Origin of the sequence: Martelella alba, from assembly GCF_006516955.1 — a bacterium.
In the GTDB taxonomy this organism is placed as follows: domain Bacteria; phylum Pseudomonadota; class Alphaproteobacteria; order Rhizobiales; family Rhizobiaceae; genus Martelella; species Martelella alba.
This window is the reverse complement of sequence record NZ_VHLG01000005.1, coordinates 82,264-106,725: the sequence shown is the minus strand read 5'-3', so window position 1 is coordinate 106,725 and position 24,462 is coordinate 82,264. Positions and strand designations below refer to the sequence as shown.

Here is a 24,462-nt window from a genome sequence, read left to right as displayed (position 1 = left end):
GGTGCTTGCTTTATTGTCTGGCTTTGCCCAAACTTTCCCTCGTAATAATGAGGGGATGAGGCCGACAGGGCCGGACAGGATAATAATGTCAATTAAAGCAGCCATTTATCACCTGACACATTATAAATACGACAAGCCCGTTATTCTCGGGCCCCAGATCATAAGATTAAAGCCCGCCTCCCATTCCAAGACCAAGGTCATCTCCCATTCGCTGAAGGTTACGCCGTCCAATCACTTCGTGAACCTGCAGCAGGATCCCTATGGCAACTATCTTGCCCGCTTTGTGTTTCCCGAGCCGGTGCGTGAGCTGAAGATCGAGGTCGATCTGGTTGCCGACATGACGGTCTATAATCCGTTTGACTTCTTCGTCGAGGAACAGGCGACCAAATATCCTTTCGAATACGACCCCGGCATTGCCGAAGACCTGTCGATCTACATCAAGCCCGAGCCGATGGGACCGCGCCTTGCGGCCTATATGAAAAAGCTTGACCTGACGCCCGGCCAGACCACCGTCGACATGATCGTCGGCATCAATGCCGGGCTTCAGCATGACGTCAACTATATCATCCGCATGGAGCCGGGCGTGCAGACACCTGAGGAAACGCTGGAACGCGCTTCCGGTTCCTGTCGTGATTCCGCCTGGTTGCTGGTGCAGATCCTGCGCAATATGGGGCTCGCTGCCCGTTTCGTTTCCGGCTACCTCATCCAGCTGGAGCCGGATCTGAAGGCGCTTGACGGACCTTCCGGCACCGACCACGATTTTACCGATCTGCATGCCTGGGCCGAGGTCTATCTTCCGGGTGCCGGCTGGATCGGCCTTGACGCAACCTCCGGCCTTCTGACCGGAGAGAGCCATATTCCGCTGGCCGCCACACCGCATTTCCGCAATGCCGCGCCGATTTCCGGCGGCCTTTATGGCGACGCCGAAACGACGTTCGACTTCGACATGAAAGTGTCGCGCGTGGCCGAACATCCGCGCATCACCAGGCCATTTTCGGATGAAAGCTGGGAGGCGCTGAACGCGCTGGGCGAAAAGGTCGATACGATCCTTGAAGATACCGACATGCGGCTCACCATGGGCGGTGAGCCGACCTTCGTCTCGATTGACGATTTTCAGGCCGACGAATGGAATACCGGCGCCGTCGGCCCGATGAAGCGCGGCCTTGCCGACACGCTGATCAGGCGGCTGCGCGAGCGCTTTGCCCCCGGCGGCTTCCTGCATTACGGCCAGGGCAAATGGTATCCGGGCGAAAGCCTGCCACGCTGGACCTTCTCGCTCTACTGGCGCAAGGACGGTCTGCCGATCTGGAAAAATCCGGAACTGATTGCCGAGGAGAAAAATGACACGGGCATTGATGAAAACGATGCCGGCCGTCTGCTTCAGGCGATCGCCTCCGAGCTCGATATCGCACCCGAAATGGTCGCGCCCGCCTTTGAGGATCCGGCAGAATGGATCATGCGTGAAGGCGCACTGCCGGAAAATGTCGATCCGTCTAACTCCAGGCTCAAGAATGCCGAGGATCGCGCCCGCATTGCCCGCGTCTTCGAACGCGGACTGACACGGCCAACCGGCTATGTCCTGCCGGTTCAGGCCTGGCAGGGCCGCGCCTCCGGCCTCACCTGGGTTTCGGAAAAATGGACGACGCGGCGTGGGCGGATATTCCTGATCCCCGGCGACAGCCCGGTCGGCTTCCGTCTGCCGCTCGATTCGCTTGCCTATATTCCGGCCGCCCAATATCCCTTCATCAATCCGCTCGACCCATCGGTGAAACGCGATCCGCTGCCGGATTTCCGCCACGACGAGGGCCGCCCGCTGCCGCAGGCAAGCTTCAAGCCCTTCGAGGATACCCCGACCTCCGCCAATCCGGTTGCCGGACAGTCGATCGGCGGTTTCGTGCGCACGGCAATATCGGTCGAGCCGCGCGACGGCCGGCTCTGTGTCTTCATGCCGCCAACGGTGACGCTGGAGGAATATCTCGACCTGATCGCCTCGGCCGAGCGTGCCGCCGAAAAGCTCGGCCTGCCGGTTCATATCGAAGGCTATGCGCCGCCGCAGGACGAGCGCATCAACGTGATCCGCGTTGCACCCGATCCGGGCGTCATCGAGGTCAATATCCACCCGGCGTCCAACTGGAAGGATATCGTCAAGACCACGACCGCGCTTTATGAGGAAGCCCGGCAATCCCGCCTGGGTGCCGACAAGTTCATGATCGACGGCCGCCACACCGGAACCGGCGGTGGCAATCACGTCGTCGTCGGTGGCGCCAATCCGGGCGACAGCCCGTTCCTGCGCCGGCCGGATCTCCTGAAGAGCGTCGTGCTGCACTGGCAGCGCCACCCCTCGCTTTCCTATCTGTTTTCCAGCCTGTTCATCGGCCCGACCAGCCAGGCGCCGCGCATCGACGAAGCGAGGCACGATTCGCTTTATGAGCTGGAAATCGCGATGTCGCAGATCCCGCATCCGCAATCGGGCTATCTGCCGCCGCTCCCATGGCTGGTTGACCGGCTGTTCCGCAATCTGCTGATCGATGTTTCGGGCAATACGCACCGTGCGGAGATCTGCATCGACAAGCTGTTTTCGCCCGACAGTTCAACCGGGCGTCTCGGCCTTGTTGAGTTCCGTGGCTTCGAAATGCCGCCCAATGCGCGCATGAACCTTGCCCAGCAGCTTCTGGTGCGCGCGCTTCTGGCACGTTTCTGGAAGACCCCGCTGGAGGGCAAGTTCACCCGCTGGGGTACGGCGCTTGCCGACCGCTTCATGCTGCCGCATTACATCTGGTCTGATTTCATGGATGTGCTGACCGATCTGAAGCTCAATGGCATCGAGATGCGGCCGGAATGGTTCGAGGCCCAGCTTCAGTTCCGTTTCCCCTTCTTCGGCGAAGTGGAATATGAAGGCAACCGCCTCGAGCTGCGTCAGGCGCTGGAGCCATGGCATGTGATGGGCGAACAGGGCGCGCCGGGCGGAACCGTGCGCTATGTCGATTCTTCCGTGGAACGATTGCAGGTGCTGCTGGAAAGCAGCGCTCCGGACCGCTATATTGTCACCTGCAACGGACGGCAGGTTCCGCTGAAGCCAACCGGCAAGTCCGGCGTTTCAGTGGCAGGCGTCCGTTTCAAGGCCTGGCAACCGGCCTCGGGCCTTCATCCGGTCCTGCCGGTCAACTCGCCCCTGACGTTTGACATTTACGACACATGGTCGGCCCGTTCGATTGGCGGGTGCATTTACCATGTTGCACATCCCGGCGGGCGGAACTATGAGACCTTCCCCGTCAACAGCAACGAGGCAGAAGCGCGGCGACTGGCGCGGTTCGAGGCTTCGGGCCATACCGGCGGCTGGCACACGATCTATCGTGAGGCGCCTTCGCAGGAATTCCCGACGACCCTCGACCTCAGGCGTCCCGCAGGACTTTAATGGCAGAAGCACAGGCAGCCAAAGTGGCTGAAAATGACGAGAAGGCGACCGAGCCGGACGCCTCCTCCGATTTGAATGCTGCGGACTATAGGTCCCTTCCCGGTGTCCCCGATGAAATGGTGGACGCCGAAGGAAACATGCGGCCGGTCTGGAAGCCTTTTCTCGATGCGCTTCAGGCCATGACTGGCGACGAACTTTCCGAGCGTTTTGCCCGCGCCGACCGCTATCTGCGCGATGCCGGCGTTTTCTATCGCGCCTATGACGGACAGGACGGCCCGCGGGCCTGGCCTTTCTCTCATATTCCGGTTCTCATTGATGCTAGTGAATGGGAAGCGCTCTCGGAAGGACTGAAGCAGCGCGCCGATCTGCTTGAAGCGATGATCGCGGATTTTTACGGCGAAAACCGTCTGGTGCAGGAAGGGTTCCTGCCGCCATCGCTGATTGCCGCCAACGGCGAATTCTTGCGCCCGCTTGTCGGCATTCAGCCGGCCGGCGGACATTTCCTGCATTTCATGTCCTTCGAGGTCGGCCGTGGTCCCGATGGCCATTGGTGGGTCCTTGCCGATCGCGCCCAAGCGCCGTCCGGTGCCGGTTTCGCGCTGGAAAACCGCGTTGCCACGGCGCGAGCCTTTTCCGACATCTATGGCGATCTCCATGTCCACCGCGTCGCCTCGTTCTTCGGCGCGTTCCGTGATGCGCTGCAGGCCGAAAACAACGATGGCGAGGGCCGCATCGCGGTGCTGACACCGGGCCCCGCCAATGAGACCTATTATGAGCACGCCTATATCGCCCGCTATCTCGGCATTTCGCTTTTGGAAGGCGAGGATCTGGTCGTCTCCAATGACCGCGTCATGGTGCGCACCGTTGCCGGGCCCCGGCCCGTCAATGTGCTATGGCGGCGGCTTGACGCGTCCTACACCGATCCGCTGGAACTGAACCAGAATTCGCGCATCGGCACGCCCGGTATGGTTCAGGCGATCCGCGCCGGCAACCTCACCATGGTCAATGCGCTCGGTTCCGGCATTGTTGAAACCCGCGCGCTGCTCGCCTTCCTGCCGGCGATTTCACGCCGGCTGCTTGGCGAGGAGCTCAAGGTCCCCTCTGTTGCCACCTGGTGGTGCGGTGGAGAGGCCGAACGGGCCCATGTGGCGCAGAACCTGCAGAATATGGTGATCGGCCCGGCCTATTCACGCATGCCCTTCTTCGACGATTACGGCCAGTCATTCACCGGCGCGAAGCTGGCCGACCGCAGACCGGGCTCGGTCGAGCGCTGGCTGGAAAAGCGCGGCCCCTTCCTCGTCGGCCAGGAAGCCGTGAAGCTTTCGACCGCGCCCGCCTTTGTCGATGGCAAGCTGACGCCCCGCCCCTTCTCGCTGCGCGTCTTTGCCGCCCGCACCCAAAACGGCTGGCATATCATGCCCGGCGGCTTCGCCCGGATCGGCTCCAGTGCCGATGTGGCGGCGCTTGCCATGCAGACAGGCGGCCGCGCTGCCGATGTGTGGATCGTCAGCCAGACACCTGTCGCGCGCCCGAGCCTTTTGACGCATGAATCGCGCGTGCCGCGTAACCGCCCGTCAAACCTGCCGAGCCGGGCGGCTGACAATCTGTTCTGGCTGGGCCGCTATATCGAACGCGCCGAAGGATCTTTACGCATTCTGCGCGCCTGGCACAGCCGCTTCGCCGAAATCGCCGATCGCGAGCAGCCGCTTCTGGCTGAAGTCGAGGACTATCTCGAGACGCTCGGTATCGACCTTTCGGAGACCGCCCTGCCCCAGGCGCTGCTGGGTGATATTGACAGCGCCGTCTATTCGGCCGGCAATATCCGCGACCGGTTCTCACCCGATGGCTGGCTGGCGCTGCGCGATCTTGCCAAGACCACGCGCCGCTTCGTTGATATTATCAAACCCGGCGACGATGCCGCCCATGCGACGACGATCCTGCTGCGTAAGCTTGCAGGCTTTGCCGGTCTGGTTCACGAAAACATGTATCGCTCCACCGGCTGGCGCTTCCTGTCAATCGGGCGCTATCTCGAACGCGGCCTGCATATGACCCGGCTGCTTGCCCGGCTTTCCGGCGAGGATGCCCCCGATGGCGCCTTCGACATGCTGCTGGAAATCGGCGACAATGTCATGACCCATCGCCGGCATTACAATGTCGATACCGACCGGGTTACAGTCACCGACCTTCTGGCGCTTGATCCGCAAAACCCGCGATCAATCCTGTTCCAGCTCAACGAACTCTTAAGCGAGGTCGAACAATTGCCGAGCCAGGCATCACAATTGCAGATATCGCCTCTGCATCGTGAAACCATGCGGCTGCAATCCGGTCTCGCAGTCATGACGGCGGATACGCTGACACCGGAATTTCTTCAGGCGCTGGAGCTGGATCTGGAAGCGCTTTCCGACTGTCTGGCACAGACCTATCTTTGAGGACGGGAATTCATGCTCTACGACCTGTCACTGAAGATGGAATATACCTACGACACACCGGCTTCGCTGGCGCGCCACATCACGCGCGTCATGCCGCTTTCCGGGACCCAGCGCCAGCGGCTGATCGCCGGCAGTGTGACCTTCGATCCCCGCCCCGACGAAGAGCAAGGCTTTGTCGATTTTTTCGGCCACCCCGCGATATCGACCCTTGTTGCACCGCCGCATGAAAGCTTCACCATCATGATGAAGGCGCGCGTCTCGGTCGAGCCGCCAAGCCCCGTCATCGAATATGCGCCGCCGCGCGCCCTGTTGCGGGAAGAATATGGACGCGCCCTTTCCTTAAGTGCGGATTCGCCGCACCACTTCCTGTCGCCCAGCCCACGCATTCCCTTTGACCGGCAGATCGTCGCCTACGGGCATCAGGTGCTGATTGAGCGGGACATGACGGTGTTCCACATCGCCCGTGAAATCTGCAGTCTGATCTACCGGGATTTCAAATATGATCCCGAAGCAACGACCGTCGACAGTTCGCCCGCAGAAGCCTTTGCGCTAAAGGGCGGCGTCTGCCAGGATTTCTCCCACGTGATGATATGTGCGCTACGCGGCCTTGGCATTCCCGCCGGTTATGTTTCCGGCTATCTCAGAACCATTCCGCCGCCCGGAAAGCCCCGGCTTGAAGGGGCTGACGCCATGCATGCCTGGGTCAGGGTCTGGTGCGGCGAGCGGCTGGGATGGATCGAATTCGACCCGACCAACGATATCACGGTCAGCAGCGATCATATCGTTGTTGGCTATGGCCGCGATTATTCCGATGTCGCACCGGTGGTCGGCGTGCTCAAGACCTATGGCGAACATCAGGCGACCCAGGCGGTTGATGTCGTGCCGGTCGAGGCCGCCTGAAAGCAAAAGACGCCGAATACTAGCGTAAAAATTGTGCTCCGGGCAAACTTCGTCTCTCAATCGCCAAAATAAATTAATCTTGTTTCATACGGCTTTATTGCATGTGCGTCACATCAGTGCATAAACTGTGCTTCATAAGACGCGCATGACAGGTGGCCCAGTCCTAACCGGCTGATCATTCTCTACTTTATCGCTATTCATTGACGGATCCCTACAATGAGCCAAGTGACTAATCCCGACCTGCCGCTTCCCACGCCTCGCTCCTTTGATTCAAAGAAGCTCGCGGCCGATATTCTTGAAAAGCTGACCTATACTGTCGGCAAGGACACGATCGTTGCCGAACCGCATGATTGGCTTCGCGCCATCAGCCTGACGGTGCGCGACCGCATCGTTGACAAGTGGATGGAATCCACCCGTCAGGCCTATGACACCGGCGCCAAGCGGGTCTATTACCTCTCGCTCGAATTTCTGATCGGACGCCTTCTGCGCGATGCAATCTCCAACATGGAGATGGTCGAGCAGATCAATGAAGCGCTTGAGCATCTGAATGTTTCGCTGGTCGAAATCGCCAAGCTTGAGCCTGATGCGGCACTTGGCAATGGCGGCCTTGGCCGGTTGGCAGCCTGCTTCATGGAAAGCCTCGCCACGGTTGACGTCCCTGCCTATGGCTATGGCATTCGCTATGTGAACGGCCTTTTCCGTCAGGAAATCGCCGATGGCTGGCAGGTCGAACTGCCGGAAACCTGGCTTGCGCATCGCAACCCCTGGGAATTCCACCGCCGCGAGGCCGCCTATGAAATCAATTTCGGCGGAACGGTCGACATCGTCGAAAAGGCAGGTGATGAACCGAAATATGTCTGGAAGCCTGCCGAACGCATGCTGGCGGAGGCCTATGACACACCGGTCGTCGGCTGGCGCGCCAAGCGCATCAACACGCTGCGCCTTTGGTCGGCCAAGGCCATCGACCCGATCCTGCTCGACAAGTTCAATGCCGGTGATCACATCGGTGCATTGCAGGAAAGCACCAAGGCGGAAACACTGACCCGCGTTCTCTATCCGGCTGATGCAAATCCCGCCGGGCAGGAACTGCGCCTGCGTCAGGAGTATTTCTTCTCCTCTGCCTCGTTGCAGGACGTATTGCGCCGCCATATGGAGCAGTTCAAGGATATCATGCTGCTGCCGGAAAAGGTGGCGATCCATCTGAACGACACCCATCCCGCGATTTCCGTTGTCGAGATGATGCGGCTTTTGATCGACAAATATGACGTTGAATTTGACACCGCATGGGATCTGACAACCAAAGTCTTTGCCTATACCAACCATACGCTTCTGCCGGAAGCGCTGGAAAGCTGGCCGGTGCCGCTGTTTGAACGGCTGTTCCCCCGCCTGATGCAGCTGGTCTATGCCATCAATGCCAAAATCCTGGTCAAGGCCCGCAAGGAGAGCAGTGCTGCCGATGACGCAATCCGCTCGATCTCGCTGATCGACGAAGGCGGCGAGCGCCGCGTGCGCATGGGCAATCTCGCCTTCCTCGGCTCGCATTCTGTCAATGGCGTCTCAGCGCTGCATACCGAGCTGATGAAGGAAACGGTGTTCTACAATCTGCACCGCCTTTACCCGGACCGGATCAACAACAAGACCAATGGCATCACCCCCAGGCGTTGGCTGAACGAGTGCAATCCGAAGCTCACCGCCCTCATCCGCGATGCGATCGGTGACGGGTTCCTTGATGATCTGGAAAGACTTCAGGACCTCAACAATCTTGCGGAAGATTCGAGCTTCCAGGAGAAATTCGCCGCCATCAAATATGAGAACAAGATGGTTCTGGCGCGTGAGATCGGCAACCGGCTTGGAACGCGGATTGATCCAGCGGCCATGTTCGATATCCAGATCAAGCGCATTCACGAATATAAGCGCCAGCTTCTCAATATTATCGAAGCGGTCGCGCTTTATGATCAGATCCGCTCCCATCCCGAAATGGACTGGGTGCCGCGGGTCAAGCTCTTCGCCGGCAAGGCCGCGCCGAGCTATCACAATGCCAAGCTGATCATCAAACTGGCCAACGATGTTGCCCGGGTCATCAACAATGATCCGTCCGTACGCGGATTGCTGAAAGTCGTCTTCATTCCGAACTACAACGTCTCCACCGCCGAGGTGATGATCCCGGCAGCAGACCTTTCGGAACAGATCTCGACCGCCGGCATGGAGGCATCCGGCACCGGAAACATGAAATTCGCTCTCAATGGTGCGCTGACCATCGGCACGCTGGACGGTGCGAATGTGGAGATGCGTGACTGGGTCGGCGCGGACAACATCGTCATCTTCGGCATGACCGCCGACGAAGTCGACAAGGCCAGAGCCGAAGGGCACAATCCGCGCGAGATCATCGAAGGCTCGCGCGAGCTTTCCCAGGCGCTGAACGCAATTTCCTCCGGCGTCTTCTCGCATGATGATCCTGATCGCTACAAGGACCTGATTGGCGGCCTCTATGACCATGACTGGTTCATGGTCGCAGCCGATTTTGATGCCTATGCGGCGGCCCAGCGCGAGGTGGACGCGATCTGGACAGATAAGGCGGCCTGGAATGCCAAGGCCATACGCAACACCGCCCGCATGGGCTGGTTCTCGTCGGATCGCACGATCCGGCAATATGCACGGGAGATCTGGAGAGCTTGATGAAAAAGCCGGAATCCAAAAGTCCGGACAAGGAGCGGGGCGACACCCCGTCGCGGGAGGACATCGACAGAATTCTGGATGCCACACATTGGGACCCCTTCGCAGTCCTCGGCATCCAGCAGACGGCAGGCGGCGGTCACGTCGCCCGCTGTTTCATTCCCGGCGCGGAAAAAGTCGAGGCGTTCAGCCTCGACGGTACCGCGCTCGGTACTCTGAAATGTCTTGATCCAGCCGGTTTCTTCGCCGGTCCTGTCTCCCTCAACAGCTTTGTCCCGGTTCGCTATCGCGCCACCCGCGCCGATGTCGAGTGGACCGTCACTGACCCTTACAGTTTCTGGCCCGTTCTCGGACCGATGGATGATTATTTCGTCCGCGAGGGCTCGCATCTGAGACTGTTCGACAAGCTTGGTGCCCGCCCCATGGTGCATCAGGGCGTTGCCGGTTATCACTTCGCGGTCTGGGCGCCAAATGCCAAGCGCGTTTCCGTTGTTGGCGACTTCAACAACTGGGATGGACGGCGTCACATGATGCGGCTCAGACGCGATTCCGGCGTCTGGGAGACCTTCGCCCCCGATGTCATCGATGGCTCGGCCTACAAGTTCGAGATCATCGGTCCCAACGGTAATGTGCTGCCCCTGAAGGCCGATCCCTTTGCAAGGCGCAGCGAATTACGGCCGAAGACCGCCTCGATCACAGCACCGGAACTGAAGCAGAAGTGGGATGATGCTGCCCACCGCAAATATTGGGGTACCACCGACAAGCGTCGACAGCCCATGGCGATCTACGAAGTGCATCCGGGTTCCTGGCAGCGCGGCGACGACGGCTCGTTCCTCACCTGGGACGAGCTCGGTGACCGGCTGATCCCCTATTGCGTCGATATGGGCTTCACCCATATCGAGTTCCTGCCGGTTTCCGAATATCCCTATGATCCCTCCTGGGGCTACCAGACCACCGGGCTTTATGCGCCGACGGCGCGCTTCGGCGAACCTGAAGGCCTCGCCCGTTTCGTCAATGGCTGCCACAAGGTCGGCATCGGCGTCATCCTTGACTGGGTACCGGCGCATTTTCCAACCGATGAACACGGGCTGAGGCAGTTCGACGGCACTGCCCTTTATGAGCATGCCGATCCGCGCCAGGGCTTCCATCCGGACTGGCACACGGCCATCTATAATTTCGGCCGCACAGAGGTCGCCTCCTTCCTGCTCAACAACGCGCTTTACTGGGGCGAAATATTCCATGTCGACGGATTGCGCGTCGATGCGGTGGCCTCGATGCTCTATCTCGACTATTCGCGTAAGCATGGCGAATGGGTGCCGAATGAATATGGCGGCAATGAAAATCTCGCCGCCGTACGTTTCCTGCAGGAAACCAACAAGGCGGTCTACGGCCAGCATCCGGAAATGATGACGATAGCCGAGGAATCGACCGCCTGGCCCAAGGTATCCCAGCCGGTGCATGAAGGTGGCCTTGGCTTCGGTTTCAAATGGAATATGGGGTTCATGCATGACACCCTGTCCTATCTGGCGCGCGAGCCGATCCATCGCCGTCACCACCACACGGAAATCACTTTCGGCCTGCTCTACGCCTTCACCGAGAATTTTGTGTTGCCGCTTTCGCATGACGAAGTGGTGCATGGAAAGGGCTCGCTGATTGCCAAGATGGCCGGTGACGACTGGCAGAAATTCGCCAATCTGCGCGCCTATTACGCCTTCATGTGGGGCTATCCAGGCAAGAAACTGCTGTTCATGGGGCAGGAATTTGCCCAGTGGAGCGAATGGAGCGAGGCGCGCGCGCTCGACTGGAACCTGCTGCAATATCCGATGCACGAAGGTGTCAGGCGGCTGGTGCGCGATCTCAACTTCACCTACCGGGCCAAACCGGCACTTCATGCCCGCGATTGCGAGCCGGAAGGCTTTGAATGGCTGATCGTTGATGATCACGAGAATTCTGTCTTCGCCTGGCAGCGCAAGGCACCAGGCGAAAAACCTGTGATCGTGATCTGCAATTTCACGCCGGTCGTGCGCGATTTCTACAATGTGCCGCTGCCCAAGGCCGGTCTCTGGCGTGAGATTCTCAATACAGATGCTGAAATCTATGGCGGCAGCGGCAAGGGAAATGGCGGCCGCGTGCGCGCCGAGGTTCAGGGCGACGGCGCAATCACTGCAAGCGTGACCCTGCCGCCGCTGGCGACAATCATGCTTGAACCAGAATGAGATGCGGGAGGATGGAATGAACAACCGACATAGTCACCCACTGGCCCGTGACGCGATGGCCTATGTGCTGGCCGGCGGCCGCGGCAGCCGGCTGAAGGAACTGACCGATACGCGCGCCAAACCGGCCGTCTACTTCGGCGGCAAGGCGAGGATCATCGATTTTGCGCTGTCAAACGCCCTCAATTCCGGCATTCGCCGCATTGGCGTTGCGACCCAATACAAGGCTCACTCGCTGATCCGTCATCTGCATCTCGGCTGGAACTTCTTCCGCCCGGAACGCAACGAAAGCTTCGATGTCCTGCCGGCTTCGCAGCGCGTGTCCGAAACCCAGTGGTATGAAGGCACCGCCGACGCCGTCTATCAAAACCTCGACATCATCGAATCCTATAACCCGGAATATATGATCATTCTGGCTGGCGATCACGTCTACAAGATGGACTATGAACTGATGCTGCGCCAGCATGTGGACAAGGGCGCAGACATCACCATCGGATGCCTGGAAGTGCCGCGCGACGAGGCCCGCGGCTTTGGCGTGATGCATGTCGACGAAAATGACCTGATCGTCGATTTTGTCGAAAAACCAGCCGATCCGCCCGGCATCCCCGGCAATGAGGACATGTCGCTTGCCTCGATGGGCATCTATGTCTTCAAGACCAGCTTTCTCGCCGAATGCCTGCACCGCGATGCGGCCGACCCGACATCAAGCCGCGATTTTGGCAAGGATATCGTTCCCTATATCGTCAAGCACGGCAAGGCGATCGCCCACCGCTTCTCAAAATCCTGCGTGCGCTCCAGCCAGGAAAAACAGTCCTACTGGCGCGATGTCGGAACAGTGGATGCCTATTGGCAGGCCAATATCGATCTGACGGCAATCGTCCCCGAACTTGACATTTATGACAAATCCTGGCCGATCTGGACCTATTCGGAAATCACCCCGCCAGCGAAATTCGTTCATGACGATGAAAACCGCCGCGGCTCGGCCATTTCCTCAGTTGTCTCCGGCGACTGCATCATTTCCGGTTCTCAGCTCTACAAGAGCCTGCTGTTCACCGGTGTCAGAGCCAACTCCTATTCCCGCCTTGAAGGCGCCGTCATCCTTCCGCAGGTTCATATCGGACGCCATGCCCGGCTCAAAAATGTGGTGATTGATCACGGCGTCCAGATCCCCGAAGGTCTGGTCGTTGGCGAGGATCCCGAACTCGATACAAAGCGCTTCAGGCGGACGGATAACGGCATCTGCCTGATCACACAGACGATGATCGACAAACTGGAAAAGTGAAGAAATGAAGGTACTTTCCGTCGCCTCGGAGATATATCCCCTTATCAAGACCGGCGGCCTTGCTGATGTGGTCGGTGCACTGCCTTTGGCTTTGACCGGCTTTGGCGTTGAAACCCGGACAATCATTCCCGGCTATCCGGCGGTGATGAAGGCGATTGATGCAGCGGAACCCTGCCTGGAAATTCCAAACCTGCTCGGCGAACCGGCGAAGATCTTTGCCGCGCACCATGCCGGTCTTGATCTTCTGGTGGTCGATGCCCCGGCCTATTTCAACCGCTTCGGCAACCCCTATAATGCCTCGACCGGCGAAGGCTATTCCGATAACTGGCGCCGTTTTGCCGCCTTTTCCAAGGCCGCAGCCATGGTCGCGGAAGGTGTTCTTGGCGACTGGGCGCCTGATGTCGTGCATGTCCATGACTGGCAGGCGGCGATGGTGCCGATCTATATGCGCTTTTCCGATGTGCCGGAAAAACCCTCCGTGCTTACCATTCATAATATCGCGTTTCAGGGTCAGTTCGATCCGACGATTTTCCCCTATCTGCAACTGCCGGCCCATGCCATGGCCGTTGACGGAGTCGAATATTACGGCGCGGTCGGGTTCCTGAAGGGCGGGCTGCAATCGGCCTGGGCCGTCACCACCGTCAGCCCGACCTATGCCGAGGAGATCCAGACGCCGCAATATGGCATGGGGCTGGAAGGCCTCATCTCCGTGCGCTCGGATACGGTGAGCGGCATCGTCAACGGCATCGATACCGATGTCTGGGACCCGGAGACCGACGATACGATCGTCAAGCCCTATAATGTTTCCAAGCTGCGCCAGCGCGCCAAGAACCGCGACATTGTCGGCGAGCGTTTCGGGCTCGACAATGATGACGCACCGATCTTCTGCGTCGTTTCGCGGCTGACCTGGCAGAAAGGCATGGACCTTCTGGCCGAAGCGATCGACGAACTGGTGGCGCTCGGCGGCAAGCTCGCCGTTCTCGGCACCGGTGAGCATCACCTGGAACAGGCCTTTCTGGATGCAGTGCGCCGCCATCCCGGCCGGGTCGGCGTGATCATCGGCTATGACGAAAAACTGTCGCACATGCTGCAGGCCGGAGCCGACGCCATAGTCATCCCGTCGCGTTTCGAACCTTGCGGTCTGACCCAGCTCTACGGCCTTCGCTATGGCTGCGTGCCGGTTGTCGCCCGCACCGGCGGCCTGGCGGACACGGTGATCGATGCCAATCCCGCAGCCCTTTCGGCCAATGCTGCGACCGGTATCGTCTTCGCCCCGGTAGAGACGGGAACCCTGATCCGCGCAATCCGCCGTACAATCCGGCTTTATTCCGAAAAGAAGGTCTGGAGCCAGATCCAGAAACAGGGCATGAAGTCGGATGTCTCCTGGGATGCCAGTGCAGCCCTTTATTTTGACCTTTATTCCAAACTCAAGCCTATGGCGACTTGAACCATGACCATAACCGTTTCGACCACGCCCTTTTCAGACCAGAAGCCCGGCACATCGGGCCTGCGCAAGAAAGTTCCGGTATTTGCCCAGCCGCATTATGCGGAGAACTTCATCCAGTCGATCTTCGATTCCCTTGAGGGGTTTGAAGGCAAGACGCTGGTGATCGGCGGAGATGGCCGCTATCTCAACCGTACCGTCATTCAGACGGCGATCCGCATGGCCTCGGCCAATGGCTTCGGCAAGGTTATGGTCGGACAGGGCGGCATATTGTCGACGCCGGCTGCATCGAACATGATCCGCAAATATGGCGCTTTCGGCGGCATCATCTTGTCCGCCAGCCATAATCCCGGCGGGCCGGAGGAAGATTTCGGCATCAAATACAATACCGGCAATGGCGGACCGGCCCCGGAAAAGATCACCGATGCAATCTTCGCCCGCTCGAAATCCATCGACAGCTTCAAGATTGCAGAAACACCCGACCTGCCGCTGGATGAGATCGGCACCTATGATGTCGAGGGCATGGCCGTTGAGGTCTTTGATCCCGTGACGGACTACGCCGCACTGATGGAAGAGCTGTTCGATTTCGACGCCATCCGCAGCATGATCGCCGGCGGCTTCCGCATCGCTTTTGATGCGATGAGCGCTGTCACCGGCCCCTATGCCAAGGAGATCATCGAGAAGCGCCTTGGCGCATCTGAAGGCTCCGTGCGCAATTTCGTGCCGCTGGAAGATTTCGGCGGCCACCACCCGGACCCCAATCTCGTCCACGCCAAAGCACTCTATGATGAGGTGATGAGCGCCGATGGCCCCGATTTCGGCGCTGCTTCCGATGGCGACGGTGACCGGAACATGGTGGTCGGCAAAGGCATTTTCATTACCCCTTCCGACAGTCTCGCCATTCTTGCCGCCAATGCCCATCTGGCACCGGCCTACAAGGCCGGGCTTGCCGGGATCGCCCGTTCAATGCCCACCAGCCAGGCGGCCGACCGCGTGGCCGAGAAACTTGGCATCGGAGCCTATGAAACACCGACGGGCTGGAAATTCTTCGGCAATCTGCTTGATGCGGGCAAGGCAACGCTATGCGGCGAAGAAAGCTTTGGCACCGGCTCGAACCATGTGCGCGAAAAGGACGGGCTGTGGGCGGTTCTGCTGTGGCTCAACATTCTGGCCGTGCGCGCCGAACCGGCACTCGACATCGTCACCGGGCACTGGGCCGAATATGGCCGCAACTATTATTCCCGCCATGACTATGAAGGCATCGACACAGAGGCCGCCAACGCATTGATGGATGCACTGCGCGACAAGCTCGCCATCCTGCCCGGCACCAGCTTCAATGAATTGACAGTAGCCAAGGCAGACGATTTCGCCTATCACGATCCGGTCGACGGCTCTGTCAGCAAGAACCAGGGCGTCAGGATCATGTTCGAAAGCGGATCGCGCGTTGTCTTCCGCCTGTCGGGAACCGGTACATCGGGAGCGACTTTGCGCGTCTATCTGGAACATTTCGAGCCCGACCCCGCCAAGCACGGTGCAGATACGCAGGAAACGCTGTCTGAACTGATTGCCTATGCCGAGCATATTGCTGCCATTGCCAAGCGAACCGGCCGGAATGCCCCGACCGTGATCACCTGAGCGGGAGATGATGACGACATCGCTTCATAAACCGGGCGTCCAGATCAACGATCAGGGCGTCTCATTTTCCGTGTATTCGGAAACGGCAAACGGCATCGAGCTCGTGTTGTTTGACGAAAGCGGCGCGCCTGAAACCCGGCGTCTCCCCATGGCCAGCAGCGACAAGAACCTGTTTCATCTCTTTGTCGAGGGCGTGAAGCCCGGTGCCCGCTATGGCTACCGTGCCTTTGGCCGGTACGAGCCCATGAAGGGGCACTGGTTTGATTCCTCCAAGCTTCTGGTTGACCCCTATGCAAGGGCAATCGACCGCCCTTACCGGTTTGACCAGAAGCTTGTCGAATACGGTGTGGATACGGCCGATGTCACGCCGCGCGCGATTGTCGTCGAAGACCTGCCCGCCTGCCAAACCCATATTCCCTTCCCGACCGGCGGCGTGATCTACGAAGCAAATGTCAAAGCGCTGACGCAACTAAACCGCCATGTGCCTGAAAATATCCGTGGCACGGTAGCAGCCCTCGGGCATCCGGCGGTGATCCGGCATTTGCAGGAGCTTGGCGTAGATGCGGTCGAGCTGATGCCGGTCACGGCATGGATTGACGAGCGCCATCTTGGCCCTCTCAACCTCACCAATGCCTGGGGATACAATCCGGTCACCTTCATGGCGCTTTCGCCGCAGATCTGCCCCGGCGGCATTGCTGAACTCCGCTCAGCCTGCGATGCGCTCCACACGGCTGGCATCGGCGTCATTCTCGATCTCGTCTTCAACCATACCGGTGAGAGCGATCAGTTCGGCGGCACGCTTTCGCTGCGCGGTCTTGATAACGCAACCTATTACCGTCACGCAGATGATGACCGCTCGGTGCTGATCAACGATACAGGCTGCGGAAATACCGTGGCCTGCGACCACCCGGCGGTACGTCAGCTGATCGTCGACAGCCTGCGTTTTTTTGTCCAGTCCGGCGGTGTCGACGGTTTCCGTTTCGATCTTGCCCCCATCCTCGGCCGCAAAGCGACAGGCTTCGAAACCAATTCCGAAACCCTGATCGCCATTCTCACCGATCCGGTGCTGAAAGATCATCTGATGATCGCCGAACCATGGGATATCGGCCCGGGTGGCTATCAGGTTGGTCATTTCCCCGCGCCGTTCCTTGAATGGAACGACAGGGCTCGAGACGATATCCGCAGCTTCTGGCGCGGCGACGGTGGCATGACCGGCAGGCTTGCCGATGCACTGGCCGGTTCATCACACCTGTTTTCCCATCACGGCGCCAAAGCAACGCGATCCGTCAATTTTATCGCCGCCCATGACGGCTTCACGCTCAGCGATGTCACCGCCTATGCGCACAAGCACAACGGCGCCAATGGCGAGCATAATCGCGACGGCCATGACGAGAACCATTCATGGAATAACGGCATAGAGGGCGAAACTGACAACCCGATCGTCAATGAAAGACGGCTTCAGGACGTGAAAGCCCTGCTTTCAAGCCTGTTTATTTCACGCGGCGCAATCATGCTGAAAGCCGGCGATGAAGCAGGACACAGCCAGGGCGGCAATAATAACGCCTATTGCCAGGACAATGAAATCACCTGGCTTGACTGGGACCGGTTCGACCGTGAACTGATAGAGCATACGGCAATGCTGAGTGCATTGCGCAAGCGTTTTTCTGTCTTTTCGGAGACCGGCTTCTTCAGCCAGAAAGACGTCGAATGGCTGCGTCCGGATGGTAAACCGATGGAAACAGCGGACTGGGAAAACCCGAATTGCGATTGCTTGAGCATGGTGCTGCACACCATTGATCGCAAGAGCGGCCACAAGACACGCCTCGCCGTACTGATCAACCGCTCGCACGACAAAACGGCCTTCGACCTTCCTGTTATCGACGATCACGGCTGGCATCTCCTACTCAATGAAGCCGGGAATTCGATCGAGATCGCTCTTGAACCGCGATCCGTATCGTTTTATGCGGAAGAATTGAATGACACCAATGCGCAAACGGCGCTAGATCAAGATTAATCCGGCAAAACAGCGCCGCTCTTGCACGTGAAGGACAGACATGCCCGAGGAAATTGCGCTTGCCGAGGTCAGGGACCTTGTCGGGCAGGAAGTTGGTGTGTCGCGGTGGTTCACCGTCGATCAATCGATGATCGATACCTTTGCCGATGCAACGCTTGACCACCAGTTCATTCACACAGATCCGCAGCGTGCCAGCGCCGAAACGCCCTTTGGCGGCACGATCGCCCACGGTTTTCTTACCCTGTCGCTGCTTTCGGCCATGAATTTTGACTGCGTGCCGCGCGTGCGCGAACAGACCATGGGCATCAATTTCGGCTTCGACAAGGTGCGATTCATGGCCCCGGTCAAGTCCGGCGCACGCGTGCGCGGCCATTTCGTGCTGCGCGAAGCGCGGTTTCGCGGCGCGGAGCTTCTGTCGATCGGCTACGGTGTGACGGTCGAGATCGAAAATGAACGCAAGCCGGCACTGACGGCCGACTGGATCACGCTCATCCAGTTCCCGGCAAATGCGCGACCTGTAGACGCTTGATCAGACGCGCGCGGCATCCCGTGCGCCTTCATCCAGAAGCGCGAAGACATAGGACGCAAAAGAGCGCCAGCACTCGATGTGATAGCGCTCCGTTCCGACCCGGTAGAGCACGATCTCAGCCTTGCCGAGAACGGTGCGGGTGACTTTTCCCACCGGAAAGACCCGATCGCGCAGATCCATCGGGCAAGCAAAGGAAAGAGCCGACGCCGCGCCTGGCCCCTCCAGCAGTATGGCGGCATTGCGATGCGAAACATCGACGGCGGCATGGGCTTCAACAACCCTCGAGCACAGGCTGGCGAGATCGGCCTCATCCGTATCGATCACCAGCCATTCATCCGGCCCGAGCCAGAAGGCAGTCCGCGCACCTGCCACAGACGACCGTCCGGGAGAGACAGGAAGCGCAAGCCCGAGCGCCTGAGACAGGGCATCAACAGCGTCGGGTCCGGCGCGCAGCGAAATGCGGCTGGCCGGTTTTGCCGCCGAGAGCCGCGCGACCTTTGAGCCGCCATAGATGTCATCCAGAACGACGTCGCGTTCCATTGCACCAAGATCAGCCATGGATGCGGCTCCCTTCCCTGTCATAGAATATCGTGTCGCAGATCTCGACGGCGATCGGCCCGTCCGGCATGGCGACATGGAGTGTTTCGCCGATCCGGCTATGCCCGCCTTCAATCAACGCCATGGCGATGCCGGAGCCGCAGTTTTCCGACCAGTAGGACGAGGTGACATGGCCGAGCGGTTTCACCCGGCTGGCGCCAGGATCGGCGACCAGATGCGCGCCCTCTTCCAGAACCGTCTTCGGATTGCGAGGCTTCAGCCCGACAAGCTGCTTGCGGTCCGCTTTCACCAGATCGGGACGTTTGAGCCCGCGAATGCCGACGAAATCGGCCTTCTTCTTCGAAACAGCCCAGCCAAGTCCGGCATCAAACGGCGTCACCGTGCCATCGGTATCCTGCCCGACGATGATATAGCCCTTCTCCGCCCGAAGCACATGCATGGTCTCGGTGCCATAGGCACAGCCGCCGACGGCTGCAACCCGCTCATGCACGGCCTTCCACACGGAAAGCCCGTAATCGGCAGGTACATTGATTTCGTAGCCAAGCTCACCGGTGAAGGAGACACGGAACAGCCGGGCCGGTAGCCCGGCAAAACGGCATTCGGCAATGCTCATATGCGGGAAGGCCTCGGCTGAGAGATCGAGCCCTTCGACAAAGGGGGCAATGATCTCACGGGCCTTCGGCCCCTGCACAGCGATCACCGCCCATTGCTCGGTCGTCGAGCTCAGCCAGACTTTCAGATGCGGGAACTCGGTCTGGAGATAATCCTCCATGTGATTGAGCACGCGTGGTGCACCACCGGTTGTCGTCGTCACATGGAAACGGTCCGGGCCGATCCGGCCTACAACACCATCATCATAGATGAAGCCATCCTCGCGCAGCATCAGGCCATAGCGGCACTTGCCGGGCTTCAGCGTCGACCAGGCATTGGAATAGAGCAGGTTCATGAAGGCTTCGGCGTCGGGGCCAGCCACTTCGATCTTGCCAAGCGTGGAGGCGTCGAAAATACCGGCCGTCCTGCGCACTGTGACACATTCGCGATCCACCGCCTGATGCTGGGTTTCGCCAGCGCGCGGGAAATACCAGGCGCGCTTCCAGTTGCCGACATCTTCGAAGGCGGCCCCTTCTGCCTCTGCCCAGTCATGGATCGCCGTCTTGCGCGCCGGATCGAACAGATCGCCGCGCGAATGGTTGATCAGCGTGCCGAAGGTAACCGGCGTAAACGGCTGACGGAAGGTGGTAAGCCCCACCTGCGGGATCGGCCGGTCCAGCATCTCTGCCGCAATCGCAAGGCCGTGCATATTGGAAAGCTTGCCCTGATCGGACGCCATGCCATTGGTGGTGAAGCGCTTGATATGCTCGATCGAAGCCATGCCCTCATGCACCGCCTGGCGGATATCCTTGGCGCAGACGTCATGCTGATAGTCGATAAAGGCCTTCACATGATCGTCCGGCCCTGCGCCATCTGCCGCGCCCAGCATGCCGCCGGTCCAGACATGGACGGCCTCAGCCGTCACCGACAGGTCGCCACCGCCTGCCGCGACCGATTCGGCAATCAGCGCGCCAAGCGCGTCGGTACCGTTGCAGGCACCGACAGAAACGGAATTCTGCACGTGAAGATTGGGCAGGAAACGCTGGTTTTCGGCATCAAAAGCCAGTTTGCCACGCGACTGCGAGAAGAGATGAACCGACGGCGTCCAGCCGGCCGACGTCACCAGCGCATCAACGCGGATATCGCGCGTTTTGCCACTGCCCGGCGCGCGCACGGCAATGGAAGAAATCCTGAGCCGCCCCTTGGTGCCGACAACCGCGTGATCTGTCAAAACCTCGATGCCAAGCGCGGCCGCCTCGGAAAGAAGCCCCTCGCCCGGTGCAGCGCGGGTATCGATGATGGCGGCGATGTCCACACCGGCACGCTTGAGGTCAAATGCGGTTTCATAGGCGCTGTCATGGGCGGTATAGACACCGACGCGGCGACCGACGGTAACACCGAAATGATTGAGATAGGTGCGCGCTGCCGATGACAGCATGATGCCCGGCCGGTCATTCTCGCCGAACACCATCGGCCGTTCGATCATGCCGGTCGCCAGGATCACCTTACCCGCTCTGACCTGCCAGAGCCGCTCACGCGGACCAGATGCCTTGTCACCGGGCAGGTGATCGGTCAGGCGCTCGGTGAGCGCGACGAAATTGTGGTTGTAGTAGCCGAAAGCGGTGGTGCGGGTCATGAAACGCACATTGGGCATGGCAGCAAGTTCCGCCGCCTTTTCCTGCGCCCATTCATAACCCGGCCTGCCGTCGACAGTCGTAGATGTGTCGAAATGGAAGGCGCCACCGGCCTCTGCCTGCTCGTCGCAAAGGATAACATCGGCACCGGTGGCGGCAGCTGACAGCGCCGCCGTGAGCCCGGCAAGACCGGCACCGACCACCAGCACATCGCAATGGGCGAAGCGGTTGCCATAGCTGTCGGGATCTTCTTCCTTTGGCGCCACGCCGAGGCCCGCTGCATGCCGGATCACGGGCTCGTAGAGCTTGTGCCAGGCAATCCGCGGCCACATGAAGGTCTTGTAGTAGAAGCCGGCGATAAAGAAGGGCGAGAGATAGTCATTCACCGCACCGACATCGAAAGAAAGCGACGGCCAGCGGTTTTGCGAACCGGCGATCATGCCGTCAAAGACTTCCTGCACAGTACCGCGCACATTGGGCTGGCTGCGCGCGCCATCTCGGGAAATATCAAACAGTGCATTCGGCTCTTCAGGTCCCGCTGTCAGAAAGCCGCGCGGCCGATGGTATTTATAGGAGCGGCCGACCAGATGCACCCCGTGAGCCAGGAGCGCTGCGGCCAGCGTATCACCTGCCAGCGCGGTATAATGCGTACCATCGAAGGAAAAACGCGCGGTTTTGGCCGGTGTCAGCCGGCCCTTGCCGGCAATGCGAAACGCCCCGCTCATGCCTTTTTCTCCTCAAGCTGAAATGCAGCCAGATCCGGTTTAGGCTCGCCCGCCTTGTAGGTCAGCAGGATGCGGTCGCTCACCGTGTCACGCACGGCATTGAAGAAACGTCCGCATCCATGGCGATGGCGCCAGCGCTCGAAATGCAGCCCCTTCGGATTGGTCCGCATGAAGAAGTATTCGGCAAATTCGGCATCGGAAACGTCGGCGATAGCCTCCGGCCTCGCAATATGGGCTTCGCCGGCAGCGGCAAATTCCAGCTCGCTTCTTTCTTCTTCACAATAGGGGCAACGGATCAGCAGCATTCTACATTCCCTTGAGTTCGGGCAGCGTATCGGGGATCGCAATCAGGGCATCAAGCAGTTCGCGGGGCGCCTCAAGCGGCGGCAAATGGCCGGCATCCGGCAGATGATGCAGTGGCACGCCGATCTTGGCGGCCAGCGCCCTTCCGCGTTCCAGCGGGATCCACGGATCCTTCTCACCCCAGATCAGCGTGACCGGGCAATCAATATCGCCAAGCTTCGGCTCGAAGGCGCGGGTGAGCGATTGATCCGCATGGGCAAACTGATTGTAGAAGCTCACCTGCCCTTCCGGCGACATCCAGGGCAGAACCAGCTCATGCAGATCGGTCTCGGCGATCTCGCCGACCAGGGCCGAGCGAATATAGGCCTCGACAATGGCCGCATGAATGTGATGCGGCAAGGGCCTGAAGGCATCCACATGGCGACCGACGTGATCAAAAAATTCAGAGCCCCAGGGGCTGAGCGCAACACAGTTCATCAAGATCAGATTGGTGAAGGCGACGCCGTCAAGAAGATGGGCGCGCAACGCCACGGCACCGCTCAGATCATGCGCCCAGACGGTTGGCTTATCGATTTCCCAGATATCAAGCATTTCCGCAAAGACTTTCGCCTGTACATCAATGCCGGTCGCCTGCCCCTCTTTCTTCTCCGACCGGCCATAACCCGGCATGTCGTACCAGTAGACGCTATAGCCATGGCTCAGCGACAGCAGAACGCGGTGCCATATGAATGACGACCACGGCCAGCCATGGGCCAGCACCAGCGGCGGGCCGCTGCCTGCCGATCCCCACACCACGTTACCGGCACTTGTTTCTGCTTTTTTGTTGACACTCCAGAGCATTTCATCCTCCCTCAATGCGCAACGGCAGCCGCCGCCGCTTCGTCAATCAGACGGCCGCTATTATAGCGCTCAAGGGTCAATCCTGCAGCAAGGGGATGTGGTGCACCGCGTGCAATCAGATGGGCGAAGAGATGGGCGGACCCCGGCGTCGCCTTGAAACCGCCGGTACCCCAGCCGCAATTGACGAAAAGCCCCGGCACAGGCGTTACACTCTGGATCGGCGAACGGTCGGGTGTATTGTCGGTGATGCCGCCCCACTGGCGCATCATCTTGACCCGGCGGAAGACCGGGAACAGCTCGCAGATCGCATCCAGCGTGTGGGTGATGATCTGCAATCCGCCGGTTTGGGAATAGGAATTATATTGATCCGTCCCTGCGCCGATCACCAGTTCACCCTTGTCTGACTGGGAGATATAGGCATGAACCGTGTTCGACATGACGACACAGGGGAAAATCGGCTTCAGCGGCTCGGACACCAGCGCCTGCAACGGCTGACTTTCCAGCGGCAGGCGGACATCGGCCATCGCCATGACCACCGAATTATGACCCGACGCAGAAACGCCGATCTTCTTCGCGCCGATAAACCCGCGCGAGGTCTCAACCCCGATAACTGCGCCATCGGCACCGCGACGGATTCCGGTAACCTCACAGTTCTGGATGATGTGGACACCACGGTCAGAGGCTGCGCGGCCATAGCCCCAGACAACGGCATCATGGCGCGCCGTGCCGCCACGTCGCTGCAGCGCAGCACCATTGATGGGGTAGCGAGCACCTGCGGAAATATCCAGCGGCGGACAGAAAGCCTTGGCCTCTTCAGGGCTCAGCCACTCATTATCAATACCGTAAAGCCGGTTGACATGGACATGACGCATGAAGGACTGGCGATCATGCTGGTTATGCGACAGCATCAGCACGCCACGCGGCGAATACATGACATTGTAATTGAGATCGAGCGACAGCCCCTCCCAGAGCTTCATCGAATGCTCGAAAATGTCCATGCTTTCCGGATAGAGATAGTTGGACCGGACAATCGTGGTGTTTCGACCTGAATTGCCGCCGCCGATCCAGCCTTTCTCGATCACCGCGACATTGGTGATTCCATGTTCCTTGGCAAGATAATAGGCCGCGCCCAGACCATGGCCGCCGCCGCCGATGATGATGACATCATATTCGGACTTCGGCTCCGGCGAGGCCCAGTGCTTTTCCCACCCCTTGTGGGAACGCATCGCCTCACGCGCCAGTGCGAAAACCGAATATTTGCGCATATGCTCGCCTCC

The 24,462-nt window shown here is 59.6% G+C and carries 15 protein-coding genes; 10 read left to right on the top strand and 5 right to left on the bottom strand.

The features are described from left to right. The first annotated feature begins 85 nt into the window (after positions 1–85). The 10 genes from FJU08_RS11345 to FJU08_RS11300 all read left to right on the top strand — a co-directional run bounded on the left by FJU08_RS11345 (position 86) and on the right by FJU08_RS11300 (position 18,534). Positions 86–3,415 carry a transglutaminase family protein gene (locus FJU08_RS11345; RefSeq protein WP_141149128.1) on the top strand — a complete coding sequence of 1,110 codons (3,330 nt, stop codon included), beginning with the start codon at positions 86–88 and terminating at the stop codon, positions 3,413–3,415. Beyond that, a complete protein-coding gene (locus FJU08_RS11340; RefSeq protein WP_141149127.1) occupies positions 3,415–5,844 on the top strand; it encodes a circularly permuted type 2 ATP-grasp protein in 2,430 nt (809 codons plus the stop codon). Before FJU08_RS11345 ends, FJU08_RS11340 begins: the two co-directional genes overlap by 1 nt. Before the next feature lie 12 nt (positions 5,845–5,856). Then, positions 5,857–6,744 (top strand): transglutaminase family protein, encoded by an 888-nt coding sequence (locus FJU08_RS11335; protein ID WP_141149126.1) that lies wholly within the window; start codon positions 5,857–5,859, stop codon positions 6,742–6,744. A gap of 216 nt (positions 6,745–6,960) precedes the next feature. Further along, on the top strand, positions 6,961–9,420 hold the full coding sequence (locus FJU08_RS11330; protein WP_141149125.1) for a glycogen/starch/alpha-glucan phosphorylase: 2,460 nt from the start codon (positions 6,961–6,963) through the stop codon (positions 9,418–9,420). After that, positions 9,420–11,633 carry a 1,4-alpha-glucan branching protein GlgB gene (gene glgB, locus FJU08_RS11325; RefSeq protein ID WP_141149124.1) on the top strand — a complete coding sequence of 738 codons (2,214 nt, stop codon included), beginning with the start codon at positions 9,420–9,422 and terminating at the stop codon, positions 11,631–11,633. Before FJU08_RS11330 ends, glgB begins: the two co-directional genes overlap by 1 nt. Positions 11,634–11,649: 16 nt before the next feature. Continuing rightward, positions 11,650–12,912 (top strand): glucose-1-phosphate adenylyltransferase, encoded by a 1,263-nt coding sequence (gene glgC, locus FJU08_RS11320; RefSeq protein WP_141149123.1) that lies wholly within the window; start codon positions 11,650–11,652, stop codon positions 12,910–12,912. A gap of 4 nt (positions 12,913–12,916) precedes the next feature. After that, positions 12,917–14,359 carry a glycogen synthase GlgA gene (glgA, locus tag FJU08_RS11315; protein ID WP_141149122.1) on the top strand — a complete coding sequence of 481 codons (1,443 nt, stop codon included), beginning with the start codon at positions 12,917–12,919 and terminating at the stop codon, positions 14,357–14,359. Positions 14,360–14,362: 3 nt separating this feature from the next. Continuing rightward, on the top strand, positions 14,363–15,991 hold the full coding sequence (locus FJU08_RS11310) for an alpha-D-glucose phosphate-specific phosphoglucomutase (RefSeq protein WP_141149121.1): 1,629 nt from the start codon (positions 14,363–14,365) through the stop codon (positions 15,989–15,991). A 7-nt stretch (positions 15,992–15,998) separates the two neighbouring features. Continuing rightward, a complete protein-coding gene (glgX, locus tag FJU08_RS11305) occupies positions 15,999–18,005 on the top strand; it encodes a glycogen debranching protein GlgX (protein ID WP_181409819.1) in 2,007 nt (668 codons plus the stop codon). Positions 18,006–18,045: 40 nt separating this feature from the next. After that, positions 18,046–18,534, top strand: a complete 489-nt coding sequence (locus FJU08_RS11300; protein ID WP_141149120.1) for a MaoC family dehydratase — start codon at positions 18,046–18,048, stop codon at positions 18,532–18,534. Here the strand turns inward: FJU08_RS11300 and FJU08_RS11295 are convergent, their stop codons facing one another. The 5 genes from FJU08_RS11295 to FJU08_RS11275 are packed head-to-tail and all read right to left on the bottom strand — an operon-like array spanning position 18,535 to position 24,450. After that, complete coding sequence (locus FJU08_RS11295) at positions 18,535–19,092, bottom strand: sarcosine oxidase subunit gamma (protein ID WP_141149119.1); 558 nt, start codon at positions 19,090–19,092, stop codon at positions 18,535–18,537. Then, on the bottom strand, positions 19,085–22,042 hold the full coding sequence (locus FJU08_RS11290) for a sarcosine oxidase subunit alpha (RefSeq protein ID WP_141149118.1): 2,958 nt from the start codon (positions 22,040–22,042) through the stop codon (positions 19,085–19,087). Before FJU08_RS11290 ends, FJU08_RS11295 begins: the two co-directional genes overlap by 8 nt. Continuing rightward, entirely contained in the window at positions 22,039–22,347 is a 309-nt protein-coding gene (locus FJU08_RS11285; RefSeq protein ID WP_141149117.1) for a sarcosine oxidase subunit delta, read from the bottom strand. Before FJU08_RS11285 ends, FJU08_RS11290 begins: the two co-directional genes overlap by 4 nt. Before the next feature lies 1 nt (position 22,348). After that, positions 22,349–23,185, bottom strand: a complete 837-nt coding sequence (locus tag FJU08_RS11280; protein ID WP_141149116.1) for an alpha/beta fold hydrolase — start codon at positions 23,183–23,185, stop codon at positions 22,349–22,351. Between the two features lie 11 nt (positions 23,186–23,196). Then, on the bottom strand, positions 23,197–24,450 hold the full coding sequence (locus FJU08_RS11275; protein WP_141149115.1) for a sarcosine oxidase subunit beta family protein: 1,254 nt from the start codon (positions 24,448–24,450) through the stop codon (positions 23,197–23,199). Between the last annotated feature and the right edge of the window lie 12 nt (positions 24,451–24,462).

Coding starts and splice junctions, on each gene's coding strand:
- FJU08_RS11345 (WP_141149128.1), top strand. CDS start 86: ATGTCAATTAAAGCAGCCATTTATCACCTGACACATTATAAATACGAC.
- FJU08_RS11340 (WP_141149127.1), top strand. CDS start 3,415: ATGGCAGAAGCACAGGCAGCCAAAGTGGCTGAAAATGACGAGAAGGCG.
- FJU08_RS11335 (WP_141149126.1), top strand. CDS start 5,857: ATGCTCTACGACCTGTCACTGAAGATGGAATATACCTACGACACACCG.
- FJU08_RS11330 (WP_141149125.1), top strand. CDS start 6,961: ATGAGCCAAGTGACTAATCCCGACCTGCCGCTTCCCACGCCTCGCTCC.
- glgB (WP_141149124.1), top strand. CDS start 9,420: ATGAAAAAGCCGGAATCCAAAAGTCCGGACAAGGAGCGGGGCGACACC.
- glgC (WP_141149123.1), top strand. CDS start 11,650: ATGAACAACCGACATAGTCACCCACTGGCCCGTGACGCGATGGCCTAT.
- glgA (WP_141149122.1), top strand. CDS start 12,917: ATGAAGGTACTTTCCGTCGCCTCGGAGATATATCCCCTTATCAAGACC.
- FJU08_RS11310 (WP_141149121.1), top strand. CDS start 14,363: ATGACCATAACCGTTTCGACCACGCCCTTTTCAGACCAGAAGCCCGGC.
- glgX (WP_181409819.1), top strand. CDS start 15,999: ATGATGACGACATCGCTTCATAAACCGGGCGTCCAGATCAACGATCAG.
- FJU08_RS11300 (WP_141149120.1), top strand. CDS start 18,046: ATGCCCGAGGAAATTGCGCTTGCCGAGGTCAGGGACCTTGTCGGGCAG.
- FJU08_RS11295 (WP_141149119.1), bottom strand. CDS start 19,092: ATGGCTGATCTTGGTGCAATGGAACGCGACGTCGTTCTGGATGACATC.
- FJU08_RS11290 (WP_141149118.1), bottom strand. CDS start 22,042: ATGAGCGGGGCGTTTCGCATTGCCGGCAAGGGCCGGCTGACACCGGCC.
- FJU08_RS11285 (WP_141149117.1), bottom strand. CDS start 22,347: ATGCTGCTGATCCGTTGCCCCTATTGTGAAGAAGAAAGAAGCGAGCTG.
- FJU08_RS11280 (WP_141149116.1), bottom strand. CDS start 23,185: ATGCTCTGGAGTGTCAACAAAAAAGCAGAAACAAGTGCCGGTAACGTG.
- FJU08_RS11275 (WP_141149115.1), bottom strand. CDS start 24,450: ATGCGCAAATATTCGGTTTTCGCACTGGCGCGTGAGGCGATGCGTTCC.